Genomic DNA, 12233 nt, shown 5'->3' with positions numbered 1-12233 from the left:
TGTGCGACGGCTTTGCGGCGTGCATTTGCCTAGAGGATGAGCGGCGCGACCTTGCCCTCCATCATTCCGAGGCAGATGGCACGCTGCGCCTCCGAGCTTCGGCGGCAACGACGTCTCCCCCGGCATGACAGCGCTAGATAAAGCCGAGGCCCGGCCGCGCACCCTGCCGCTTGGCGGGTGTCCCGTCCCCACCCGATCTTGCACCGGCCGACAAATCGGGTAGCATTCTCTCATTGCGCAACATTTGATTGTGGAGTTTTCCGATGGCCATTTCACTGGGCGACCTCGTCCCGGAATTCCGCTCGCTGGTCAGCGAGTTGCTTCAAGCCTGTGCGGCAAACGGCGTCACCATGGTGCCGACCGAAAGCGTCAGGACGCCGGCGCAGCAGGCGCGCTACTGGCGGCAATCTCGTTCGATCATCGAGATCAACAATGCGATCGCGACGCTTCGGCAAAACGGCGCGTCGTATCTTGCGGACGTGCTGCAGTCGGTCGGTCCCCAGAACGGAGACGAGGTGACCAAGGTCCTTCCGGGCAACAGCTGGCATCAATGGGGCGAGGCCGTCGACTGCTTCTGGGAGGTCGAGGGAAGAGCCGAATGGTCCACGACCAGGAAGATCAACGGGATCAACGGCTATCAGGTCTACGCCCAGGAGGCGAAGCGGCTCGGTCTGACCGCAGGCCTGCTCTGGCCGCGGTTCAAGGACGCGCCGCATGTTCAATTGCGCTCCGACGACAATCCGATCTCGTCCGGTCTAACATGGCCGCAGATCGATCAAACCATGCGCGAACGCTTCGGCGGCGCGCCTGCCGTCGCCAATTTTGGTGCCGAAATGCTGGGGGTCGCGCCGGCGCACGACCCCATCCGGCTCGCCTATAGCGCTCCCGAGGGCTGGCAGGTCTACGAGACGACCGATGTCTGCGCGGCCGTCTTCCGCGGCCGCTTCGCGGTCGACGCAGACGGGGCGCCGAAGGCCTATCACCAGAACAACGCCATCGCGCTCGATTTCCTCGCGAACGCCGGACGGCCCGGAAACTGGTGGGCGCTCGTGACCGATGCGCACGGCGTTCCCAGGGTTCAGGACAATGCGGATCCGGCGCCCGGCTATTATGTCGCAACGACATCGCTGACCAACCCCGGCTTCCCTGCCGATCGGCCCAGTCACTACATCGATGCAAGCACCATTCCGTTCGTCGTCCTGCCAGGTGGCCGCTTCCGGCACTTCACCTCGGCAAAAGTGCTGCGGCTCGGCGACCTTGGGGTCGCCTACAACAAGCTGAACGGCAAGCTCTGCTTCTGTCAGTTTGCCGAGACGGGCCCGGCCGACAAGATCGGCGAAGGCTCGATCGCGCTGGCTTCCAGCCTCGGCATCAATGCCGATCCCAAGCGGGGCGGCCTCGGAACGCGAGACGTGATCTGGACGGTGTTCGCCGGTTCGGGCGTGGGCCGAGGAATGTCGATTGCGGAGATCAATGCGACGGCACAGCCCATCTTCGAGCAATGGGGCGGGATGGCGCGCATGCGGTCATACGAACAGCTCTGACGTCGCCTGGCCTACGCGCCGTATAGCAGCCGATACTCTTCCTCGTACGGCGCGTAAGAATCCTTCAGCGTCGCCATGTTCAGCAGCATGGTCGCAACCAGCGTGTTCGTCTTGTCGAACACGCTGGTCCTGGCCCAGGCGCTTTCGGTGCGGCGGCTGCCGGAGAGCGCAACCACCTCGCGCTCGACCTGGTACTCCTCGCCCTCGAAGAGCGGGCCCTTCACCAGGCGGATCTGCTGGTCGGCGAACAGGCCGACGGCCGGTCCCTTGGCCGGCAATGGATCGTCCTTGGAGCGATACTGGAACAGCACGCTCAGCATCTCCATGGGGATGATGGCCCTGCCCCACGGATTGTCGGCGCCGGAATAATAAGGCGAACTCTCGGTGATGACCGCGAGCTTCTGCCTGAGGGAGAACGGATAGAGGTCGCCCATGATCTGGTCGAACGCCATCCGCACCGTTTGCCGCTTGCCGGTCACGCCGACCCGCACGTCGCGCAGGATCACGGGATCGGCCAGCGGTTTGAGCTCGGCAAGGCGGGCCTCCAGTGCCGTCGCTGCATGGGGTTCACCGACGGACGCCGTGCCGCGCAGCACCTCCGTGCCGTCGCGCTTGACCATCTGGACCTGGCACTGACTGTTGCCGGGCAACGGCTTCGACAGGATTGCCTGCACCTCCTCGCCCTCATAGCAGACGCTGCGATAATGCGCGGACAGACATCCGGTCTCGAACCAGGCGCGGCCCCACAGACGCGCGCCCAGCGGCGCAAACTGGCTGAAATGCGTGGGCCCCTCGATGGTGCCGCCCTTGAAGCCGAGCTTCTGCGCGGTGGCGTCGTCGTGGATCGAGGCATGCGCGTCGTAAGTTTGGGCCTGCAGCATCTGGCGTGGCTGGCGCCATGGTCCGACCAGGGCCTCGGTCGTCTCGGTGATTTCAGTGTCGAATGCGTTTGCAGCCATGATGTCCTCCGCCGGCAAGCCATGACGAGCAGGAGCGCCACGGATGCGGCCAGCGATATTGACTTCGCCGGCCCATGCTCTTGACTGGGTATCTTCCGCTTCGCAAAGCCGCAAGCCTCCCGCGGCGCAAAATCCCTCCCCGGACCATGACAACAAGGACCTTGAAATGACGCTGTTGCAGGTCGAGCTGGACGACAAATACCGGCTCGAATCGAAGCGGATCTTCCTGTCCGGCACACAGGCCCTGGTCCGCCTGCCCATGCTGCAGCGCGAACGCGACCGGCTCCAGGGGCTGAGCACTGGCGGCTTCATCTCCGGCTATCGCGGCTCCCCGCTCGGCATGTACGACCACGCGCTGTGGCGCGCGAAGTCGCATCTCCAGCAGCACGACATCGCCTTCGTCCCCGGACTGAACGAGGATCTGGCGGCAACCGCGGTCTGGGGCAGCCAGCAGGTCGGCCTGTTTCCCGGCGCCAAGGTCGATGGCGTGTTCGGCATCTGGTACGGCAAAGGCCCCGGCGTCGACCGCTCGGTCGATGCGCTCAAGCACGCCAATGCGGCCGGCACCGCGCTCAACGGCGGCGTGCTCGCGCTCGCCGGTGACGACCATGGTTGCCAGTCCTCGACGCTGGCGCATCAGAGCGAGCAGGTGTTCGCGGCGGCGCTGATCCCCGTGATCAATCCCGCGACGCTGCAGGATTATCTCGATCTCGGCCTCTACGGTTTTGCGCTGTCGCGCTTCTCCGGCTGCTGGGTCGGCTTCAAGGCGATCAGTGAGACCGTCGAGAGCTCTGCGTCGATCGACAGCGATCCCGAGCGTATCAAGATTGTCCTTCCTGATGATTTCGAGATGCCGCCCGGCGGCCTCAATATCCGCTGGCCCGACCCGCCGCTGGAAGCGGAGAAGCGCCTGTTCGGGCCGAAGATGGCGGCCGTGCAGGCCTTTGCCCGCGCCAACCAGCTCGACCGTATCGTGCTCGATTCCAAACCCGCGCGGCTCGGTATCGTCGCGACCGGCAAGGCCTATCTCGATCTGCGGCAGGCGCTGGCCGACTTGGGCATCACCGACAAGGACGCGCAGGATCTCGGCCTTCGCATCTACAAGGTCGCGCTGACCTGGCCCTTGGAGGAAAGCGGCGCCAAGCGCTTTGCGGAAGGCCTGCAGGACGTGCTCGTGGTCGAGGAGAAGCGCGGCTTCATCGAAGACCAGCTGATGCGCATCCTCTACAATATCGACGCCTCAAGGCGCCCGACCGTCACGGGCAAGCGCGACGAGCGCGGCGCGCCGCTGCTGCCGAGTGAGGGCGAGCTGACGCCGACCATCGTCGCGGGCGCATTGGTGGCGCGCCTGCGCAAGCTCGGTCATCACAGCCCGGTGCTGGAGCAGCGTCTTGCCCGGCTCGAGGCCTTCGACAATCCGGTCACCGCAAGCACGCAGATCAAACTCGCCCGCACGCCGTTCTTCTGCTCGGGCTGCCCGCACAACACCTCGACGCGCGTGCCCGAGGGCAGCCGCGCCATGGCCGGCATCGGCTGCCACGGCATGGCGCTGAGCATGCCGACCCGCCGCACCGATCTGATCTCGCATATGGGCGCCGAGGGCGTGAACTGGATCGGCCAGTCGCCCTTCACCAGCGAGACGCACATCTTCCAGAATCTGGGCGACGGCACCTACACCCATTCCGGTCTTCTCGCCCTTCGCGCGGCATCGGCCGCCGGCATCAACATCACCTACAAGATCCTCTACAACGACGCCGTTGCCATGACCGGCGGTCAGCCGGCGGAAGGCGCCTTCAACGTCGCGCAGATCGCACACCAGGTCTGGGCCGAAGGCGTCAAGCGGCTCGCGATCGTCTCCGACGATCCCGCCAAGTATCCGCAAGGCAATTACTTCCCGCAAGGCGCGACCATCCATCATCGCCGCGAGCTCGATGCAGTCCAGCGCGAGCTGCGCGACATCAAGGGCCTCACGGTCGTGATCTACGACCAGACCTGCGCCGCCGAAAAACGCCGCCGCCGCAAGCGCGGGCTCTATCCGGATCCTGCCAAACGCGCCTTCATCAACGAGCTGGTCTGCGAAGGCTGCGGCGATTGCTCGCAGGCTTCCAACTGCGTCTCGGTGCAACCGCTGGAAACCGAGTTCGGCCGCAAGCGCCAGATCGACCAGTCGAATTGCAACAAGGACTTCTCCTGCGTCGAAGGCTTTTGCCCCAGCTTCGTGACCGTGCATGGCGGCAGTCTGAAGCGCATGAAGACGTCGGCGGTGGATTCCGGCCAGCTGTTCGCCGATCTGCCGCTGCCGCCGGCGCGCGAGCTTGACGGCCCCTACAACATCCTCGTCACCGGCATCGGCGGCACCGGCGTCATCACCATCGGCGCCCTGCTCGGCATGGCCGCCCATGTCGATGGCCGCGGCTGCTCGGCGCTCGATTTCACGGGCCTGTCGCAGAAGAACGGCGCGGTGATGAGCCATGTTCGCATCGCCCCGAAGCCGGAAGATATTTCGGCAGTCCGCATCACCACCGGCGGTGCCGACGTCATCCTCGGCTGCGACATGATCGTCTCGGCAGGTCCCGCCGCGCTCAGCCGCGCCGAACGCGGCGTGACCAAGGCCTTTATCAACGCCGATCTGCAGCCGACCGCGAGCTTCGTGCAAAACCCCGACCTCGATTTCGAGATGGGCACGATGCAGACCGTGCTGCGTGACGCCGTCGGCGACACGAACCTCGACATTATCGACGCGACAGGCATTGCCGCGGCGCTGATGGGCGACAGCATCGCCACAAATCCCTTCATGCTCGGCTTCGCCTTCCAGAAAGGCGCGATCCCGCTGTCGCTGGAGGCCCTGCTGCGCGCCATCGAGATCAATGGCGCCGCGATCGAGATGAACAAGCTCGCCTTCACCTGGGGCCGTCTCGCCGCCCATGACATGTCGCGGGTGCGCAGCGTGCTGCAGTTCAAGAACCGCGCCGCCGCGCCGACCAAGTCGCTCGACGACATCATCGCGACGCGCGCCGAATTCCTGACCTCCTATCAGGACAAGGCCTATGCCGACCGCTATCTCGCTGAGGTCGCCAAGGTGCGCAAGGCTGAGAATGCCGTCTCGCCGGCGTCCACGGAGCTGACCGAGGCGGTCGCCAAGAACCTGTTCAAGCTGATGTCCTACAAGGACGAGTACGAGGTCGCGCGGCTCTACACCGACGGCAGCTTCGCGAAGAAGGTGTCGGAAAAGTTCGATGGCGATTTCACGCTGAAATACCATCTCGCGCCGCCGATCTTTGCGAAGCGCGACAAGGTCACGGGCCGGCTTCAGAAGCAGGAGTTCGGCGGCTGGATGCTCCACGCCTTCCGCGTTCTCGCCAGGCTGAAATTCCTGCGCGGCAGCGCGTTCGATCCGTTCGGCCGCACCGACGAGCGCCGGACCGAGCGCAAGCTGGTCGCGGATTATCTGGCGATGATCGATCAGCGGATCGTCGGGCTGAAGGCCGAGCAGATCCCGCTGCTGACGCGGCTTTCGCGCGTGCCCGAGACGATCCGCGGCTTTGGCCACGTCAAGGAAGCCAACGTCAAACTGGCGGCGGCCGAGACGGCGCGCCTGGAAGCGGAGCTGGAGAACAGTCGCTTTGCCGCGGCGGCCGAGTAGATTGGGGTCGGCTCACTCCACGTCATTGTAAGGGGCCCTTGCGACGATGCAATCCAGGCTGCTTCCGTGGAAACATCTCTGGATTGCTTTGCTTCGCTTCGCTCGCACTGACGGGGGATAGAGCGCGTTACAATCAGACGACCTTCTTCGCGGCGGTCGGCGCCACTGCCCCACTCTCCGCCAGATGTCTTCCCGCAATATATCCGAACGCCAGCGCCGGCCCGAGCGTGATCCCCGGCCCCGGACAATTCCCGCTCATGATCGAGCCCATGTCGTTGCCGCAGGCATAGAGCCCCGCGATCGGCGTGCCGTCCGCGCGCAGCACGCGGGCCTGCGCGTCTACCTTCAGGCCGATCGCCGTGCCGAGATCCGCCGGATAGATCCGCATCGCGAAGAACGGCCCCCGCGTGATTGGCGCGACGCAGGGATTGGGCTTGTGGCTGATGTCGCCGAGGTGGCGCTGATAGATGGTGCTGCCGCGGCCGAACTCGGGATCGCGCCCCTCTTTCGCGCCTTCGTTGTAGCTCGCCAGCGTCGCCGCGAGCACTGAGGGCTTGACGCCGATCTTGCCTGCGAGCTGTGCGATATCAGACGCCTCGATCAACTCGCCGCTCGCCACGTAGCGCCGATAGCTGCGCATGAACGGCTTGATGCGGCCAAGGCCATAGGTCCAGAGGAACGCGCGATCGCAGATCAAATGGAACGGCCGGTCCGGCTCGCCATTGCCATCGCGCAGCATGCCGAGCACGAACTCATGGTACGACAGCGCCTCGTTGACGAAGCGCCGGCCCGCGGCGTTGACGGCGATCACCCCCGGCTTGGCGCGATCGGTTACGGTGTGCGGGAACACGCCGCAGCTGCCGTCGGCGCGGCGAAACAGCGAGGCCGGCACCCAATGGGCCGGGCTGGTCGCGTCCGTATTGAGCGCGGCACCTGTCGCTGCCGCGAGCCGCAGCCCGTCGCCGGTGCTGGAGGTGTTGGCCGCCGAGACAAATCCAGCCGCCGCCGGAAAATAACGCTTGCGCAACACGGCGTCGTGCGAAAAGCCGCCGGTCGCCAGCACCACGCCGCGGCGCGCCGCGATCGGCCGGTCGCGGGAGCCATGGCGGATCACCACGCCGCTGAAGCGATCACCCTGCAGCGAGAGATCCTCGACGTCGGCGCTGAAGAGAACTTCAATCCGCCGCGCCAGTAGCGAGGCGTATAACTGGGCGGCAAGCGCGTTGCCGAGATGCAACGTCGTGCCACGCGGGCTTCGCAGCCGCTGCAATGCATAGGCGGAGACGAGCCGCGCCGCCCGCATGGTCGAGCGCAGCGATCTTCCAACCCTGTGCAAATGCGGACTATCGAGGCGATTGACCATCATGCCGCCGAACAGCGTGAACTCCGGCAGCGGTGGCCGCAATCGCGCAAAAGCTCTGCCCAGCCGCGTTCCGTCGAACGCAACCGGCTCCAGCACGCGGCCGCCTGATGTCGCGCCCAGGCGTTCCGGATAATAGTCCGGACAGGCCTTCACCGGCTGGAGACGAACTTCCGTGTTGGCTTCGAGCCAGGCAATCGCCTCGGACCCGCGCGTGAGGAAGGCGGCGCGCAGGCCGGCATTGGCGGTTTCAGGGACCGTGCTCGACAGATATTGGACGGCATCCGCGATACTGTCGGAGAGCCCTGCCTCCTTCATCTTCGCATTGGCGGGGATCCAGACCATGCCTTCGGACCAGGCCGTGGTGCCGCCGACGAACGCGGTCTTCTCGATCACCAGCACGCGCAGACCTTCGGCCGCGGCAACGGCCGCCGCCGTCATGCCACCGGCACCGGCGCCGATGACGATGACGTCGTAGGTCTCATGTGTCGGCATCATGCGGCGGGTGTCCGAAGGCGAGGCATGACAAAGTCATACCTCGCCTCGCCCGTCGGACGCTAGCGGGCGGGCTTCCTCTCTACGGGATCGATGTCGATCGCTCGTAATCGCCCGAGCCGCAGCACGTCCATGGCGAGCCGCCGGCCGATCCGGTCGCGGTCGAGCACGCGGATCAGATCGTCGACGCCGTTGATCTCGACGCCGTCGAGCCTGATCACGACGTCGCCGGGCAGCAGGCCCGCCTTTGCCGCAGGTCCATCCGGCTCGATCTGCATCAGAAGCGCGCCCATCTTGTTCTCGACGCCGGCCGCGACCGCGTGCCGCCGCGGCACCGGCGCGGTCTGCCCGGCGACGCCGATATAGGCGCGGCGGACATAGCCGTGGCGGATGATCTCCGACAGCACGAATTGCGCGGTGTTGCTGGCGACAGCGAAGCAGATGCCCTGCGCCCCGTTTATGATGGCGGTGTTGATGCCGATCACCTCGGCATGCGACGACACCAGCGGTCCGCCGGAATTGCCGGGATTGAGCGCGGCGTCGGTCTGGATCACGTCCTCGATGGTGCGGCCGCTCACCGAGCGGATCGAGCGGCCGAGCGCGGACACCACGCCGGCGGTGACGGTCGATTCGAACCCGAGCGGATTGCCGATGGCGATCACCAGCTGCCCGCGCCGCAAGCTCTTGGAATTGCCGAGCGAGGCATAGGGCAGATGGCGCGCGCCGTTGGCGCGCAGCAGCGCAAGGTCGGTGTCGGGATCGACACCGAGCACCTGGGCCTCGCCGACATGGCCCTCGACATCGCGCAGCCGGATCTCCTTGGACGTGCCGACCACGTGGCTGTTGGTGAGCACGAGGCCATCAGGCGAGATCACGATGCCCGAGCCGAGCCCGCCGCGCTCGCGTCTATTAGGCACCTTGGGCCCGGTCTCGACCCGTACGACCGCAGGGCCGACGCGGTCGGTCACGTCGATCACGGCATTGGAATAGGCGTCCAGCAGCGTTCCGTCATCGATCGGAGCAGCCGCCGCCGTTCGCGATGACGGTGCGTCATCGACGATATCTGAGGTGAAATCCAGCATGGCAAGAGTCCTTGAAGGCTCACACAGATGGTGGCCTGTTCCCTGCCGCGCAAGGTGCGCAGGGCTGGACTGCCCAGATGGCTAGGGCGCCCGCCTTAGCGAGCCGCCTCTTGCCTTGACCGGATCGAGCAGCGACCAGTCACCGTCAGGAAGCACATAGCCTTTGGGGAACGGCGCGCGCAGCTCGAGCCCGAGCGAGCGCAGCACGCGGTCGTCGCGGTAATAGCATTGCAGGACGACGCGGACGAGCGTCGCCGCAGCAGCGCCGCCGTGCTTACGGAACTCCTGCGCCACCGCATCGCGCGCGGCAGGCTCGAGGTCGGCAAACGGCATCCCCGCGAGCCGCGCCAAGTGATCGAGCGCTGCGGCCACCAGCCTGGTGTCACGGCCGAGCGTTGCCAGAATGTCGGCCTGGATTGCCGCATCGTCGGCGCCGGGCACCTTGTATTCGTCGCTGGCGGGAATGATCATCGCGGCGATGATACGGAGGTCATCGCGCTGCCGCGGCGTCAGTTGATTATCTGCGGACATGACGGCCTCAATCGAACAAATTGGCCAGGCGCTGCTTCATCTGGTCGGCGATGTACAGCGCGAGAGCCTGGATGGTGGAGGTCGGGTTCACCCCGCCCGATGTGACGAAGATGCTGCCGTCGACGATGAAGAGGTTCTTGACGTCGTGCGAGCGGCCCCATTCGTTGACGACGGAACGCTCCGGGTCGGTGCCCATCCGCGCGGTGCCGAGCAGATGCCATCCGCCCCACGGGATCGGCGAGTTGATGCAGATATCGATCGCACCAGCGGCCTCGAGAACCTCCCGCCCGCGGGCGAGTGCGTGCTCCATCATCTTCCGGCTGTTCTCGCTGATCGTGTAGTCGATCTTCGGCGCCGGGATGCCGTGGCTGTCCTTCAGGACCGGATCGAGCGTGACCTGGTTGTGCTCCTCCGGCAAATCCTCACAGATCGCGGAGAAACCGAGACGATGGCCGTTGAGCTTGCGGAAAACGCGGTGATGATCCTCGCCCCACGGCAAAATGCCCTTCTGCTCGCTGACGACCGCCTCGAACACCGGCCCCGCGCCGCGCACGAACTGCACGCCGTAGCCGCGCACGAAGCCGCGCGACAGGTCGGTGTCGTACCATTCCTTGCTCCAGAGGCAGGTCGGCGGCGCGCGGTTGCTATCGGTCGGCTCCTTCACATAGCCGTAGATCTGCGCGTAGGGGTGGAACATCAGATTCTTGCCGACGAGGCCGGACGAATTGGCAAGGCCGTTCGGGAAGCGGTTTGATTTCGAGTTGAGCAGCAGCCGCGGCGTGCCGACGCCGTTGCAGGCGATGATGACGACATGCGCGGGCTGGAACTGCTCGACGCCGTCCTCGTCGTAATAGACCACGCCCGAGGCCATGCCGTTCTCGTCGGTGGTGATCTCGCGCACCCGGCAATGGGTGCGCAACTCGACGCCGGCGCGGATCGCATGCGGCCAATAGGTGATGTCGGTGGACGACTTCGCGCCTTGCGCGCAGGCCGGCGTGCAATGGCCGAGATTGATGCAGCGCGCCCGCCCCTCATAGTCCATCGTCGCGACCGTCGTGTCCGACGGCCACCAGTGCCAGCCGAGCTGGTTCATGGTCTTGCCGATGATGGCGCCGGACAATCCCATCGGCTGTGGCGGCATCGGCGGATGCGTCAGCGGCGAGAGCGGATCGCCTGAGAGGCCTGATGTGCCCATCATGCGATCGTTCTCCTCGAAGAACGGGGTCAGGGCGTCGTAGTCGATCGGCCAGTCGTCGGCGACGCCGTCCAGCGTCTTCACTTTGAAATCGGAGGGATGCAGCCGCGGCCAATGTGCGGTGTACATCACGGTCGAGCCGCCAACCGCATTGTAGTTGACGACCTTGATGGGCGAATTGTCGTCGTTGACGGGATAGTCCTCGGGCCGGCCACGCACGTTCGGGCTCGACGACCATTCGCCGTAGAATTTGGCCTCCCAGTCCCGGCCCGTGCTCGGATATTCAGCCGGGTTCATCCAGCCGCCCTGCTCCAGGCAGAGAATGTGCATCTTGGTCTCGGCCAGCGACCACGCCACTGCCGCGCCCGAAGCGCCGGCGCCGATGATCAGGACGTCCACGGGGTCTTTCATCGCAACCTTGTCCTCCCGCCCTCGCCGCTTACCGGGCGATTCGGCCTGCACAGTTCGCAAGCTCCGCGAACGATAGGATCAGAGCGGCCGGGGAGTAAAGCCGCGAGGCCGGAATGTCGCACTTCGCAGGGCGCAGACCATTGGTATCGCCACATCCGGATGCTAGGAACAGGCGGTCCGAGCCATCGATAGCGAGACCTTATGTCCTTCCGAAATGTCTTTGCCGCCGCCCGCGCGTTTGCGCTTCTTTGTTTCTTCGCCTTGTCCGGATTCCTGGCGTCGTCCCAGCCGGCCTCCGCGCTGACCGCCGCCGCGACGGTACGCGACGGCAACTCGATCCAGCTCGGCGACGTCACCTACCGGCTCGACGGCGTCGACGCGCCCGAGCTGGACCAGGTCTGCATCGACGATCATGCCGATCCCTGGACCTGCGGCATCGATGCGCGGGACCAGCTGGCCAAGCTGATCAACAAGCGGCCCGTGCGCTGCGACGATGTCGGGCCGGAGAAAAGCTTCGGCAAGCGGCACCGGGCCATCTGCACGGCCGAGGGCGACAAGTCGACGCTGAACGAGCAGCTGATCAAGCTCGGCTTTGCCATCGCGCGGGAGCCGATCAAGGCGAACGTCAAGCCGGCGGCAGGCGAAGCCAGGACAGCCTCGGCCGGAATCTGGAAAGGCTGCTTTGCTGCACCGCAAGACTTCCGCGCCGGCAAGAAGGACGGCGCACTGCTGGGCGCGGCCTGCCGCCAGGACCGCGACAAGGAAATTCGCGCCGTGCTGTTCCCGGAGGAGCTGACCATGCCGCCGAGCTGCAGCATCAAGGGCAAGCTTGCGGTGCGCGCGCGCGTTACCGGCAATATCGGCATCTATCATTTGCGGGGTTGCCCGAGCTACCCGGCGACCACCAAACCGGACCGCTGGTTCTGCTCGGAGGACGACGCCCAGGCGGCCGGCTTCCGCAAGGCCTATAATTGCCGCCGGCCGAAGTGAACCAAGCCGCTCACGCATCCGTG

8 protein-coding genes are annotated in these 12233 nt (G+C 65.7%); 3 read left to right on the top strand and 5 right to left on the bottom strand.

Annotated features, from left to right (window positions below; genetic code table 11):
- Positions 1-263: 263 nt before the first annotated feature.
- Positions 264-1544 (top strand): glycoside hydrolase family 75 protein, encoded by a 1281-nt coding sequence (locus tag ML401_RS10025; RefSeq protein ID WP_194406846.1) that lies wholly within the window; start codon positions 264-266, stop codon positions 1542-1544.
- An 11-nt stretch (positions 1545-1555) separates the two neighbouring features.
- Here the strand turns inward: ML401_RS10025 and ML401_RS10020 are convergent, their stop codons facing one another.
- A complete protein-coding gene (locus ML401_RS10020; protein WP_285811746.1) occupies positions 1556-2503 on the bottom strand; it encodes a hypothetical protein in 948 nt (315 codons plus the stop codon).
- A 166-nt stretch (positions 2504-2669) separates the two neighbouring features.
- Here ML401_RS10020 and ML401_RS10015 point away from each other — a divergent pair, with 166 nt between their 5' ends.
- Entirely contained in the window at positions 2670-6146 is a 3477-nt protein-coding gene (locus tag ML401_RS10015; RefSeq protein ID WP_285811744.1) for an indolepyruvate ferredoxin oxidoreductase family protein, read from the top strand.
- A 133-nt stretch (positions 6147-6279) separates the two neighbouring features.
- On the opposite strand, the gene ML401_RS10010 is transcribed toward ML401_RS10015, so the two are convergent.
- The 4 genes from ML401_RS10010 to ML401_RS09995 form a co-directional block, all read right to left on the bottom strand.
- The gene (locus ML401_RS10010) at positions 6280-8004 is read right to left on the bottom strand and encodes an FAD-dependent oxidoreductase (protein ID WP_285811743.1); all 1725 of its coding nucleotides are present in this window, start codon (positions 8002-8004) and stop codon (positions 6280-6282) included.
- A 59-nt stretch (positions 8005-8063) separates the two neighbouring features.
- Positions 8064-9083, bottom strand: coding sequence for a S1C family serine protease (locus ML401_RS10005; protein ID WP_285811741.1), 1020 nt, complete (start codon positions 9081-9083; stop codon positions 8064-8066).
- Between the two features lie 81 nt (positions 9084-9164).
- Positions 9165-9614, bottom strand: a complete 450-nt coding sequence (locus ML401_RS10000) for a hypothetical protein (protein WP_211417898.1) — start codon at positions 9612-9614, stop codon at positions 9165-9167.
- A 7-nt stretch (positions 9615-9621) separates the two neighbouring features.
- Positions 9622-11220 carry a GMC family oxidoreductase gene (locus ML401_RS09995; RefSeq protein WP_285811738.1) on the bottom strand — a complete coding sequence of 533 codons (1599 nt, stop codon included), beginning with the start codon at positions 11218-11220 and terminating at the stop codon, positions 9622-9624.
- A gap of 201 nt (positions 11221-11421) precedes the next feature.
- On the opposite strand from ML401_RS09995, the gene ML401_RS09990 reads away from it, so the two are divergent.
- The gene (locus tag ML401_RS09990; RefSeq protein ID WP_259204971.1) at positions 11422-12210 is read left to right on the top strand and encodes a thermonuclease family protein; all 789 of its coding nucleotides are present in this window, start codon (positions 11422-11424) and stop codon (positions 12208-12210) included.
- The last annotated feature ends 23 nt before the right edge of the window (positions 12211-12233 follow it).

The organism is Bradyrhizobium sp. 62B, assembly GCF_030272265.2.
In the GTDB taxonomy this organism is placed as follows: Bacteria; Pseudomonadota; Alphaproteobacteria; order Rhizobiales; family Xanthobacteraceae; genus Bradyrhizobium.
This window is presented reverse-complemented; position numbering and strand designations above follow the sequence as displayed.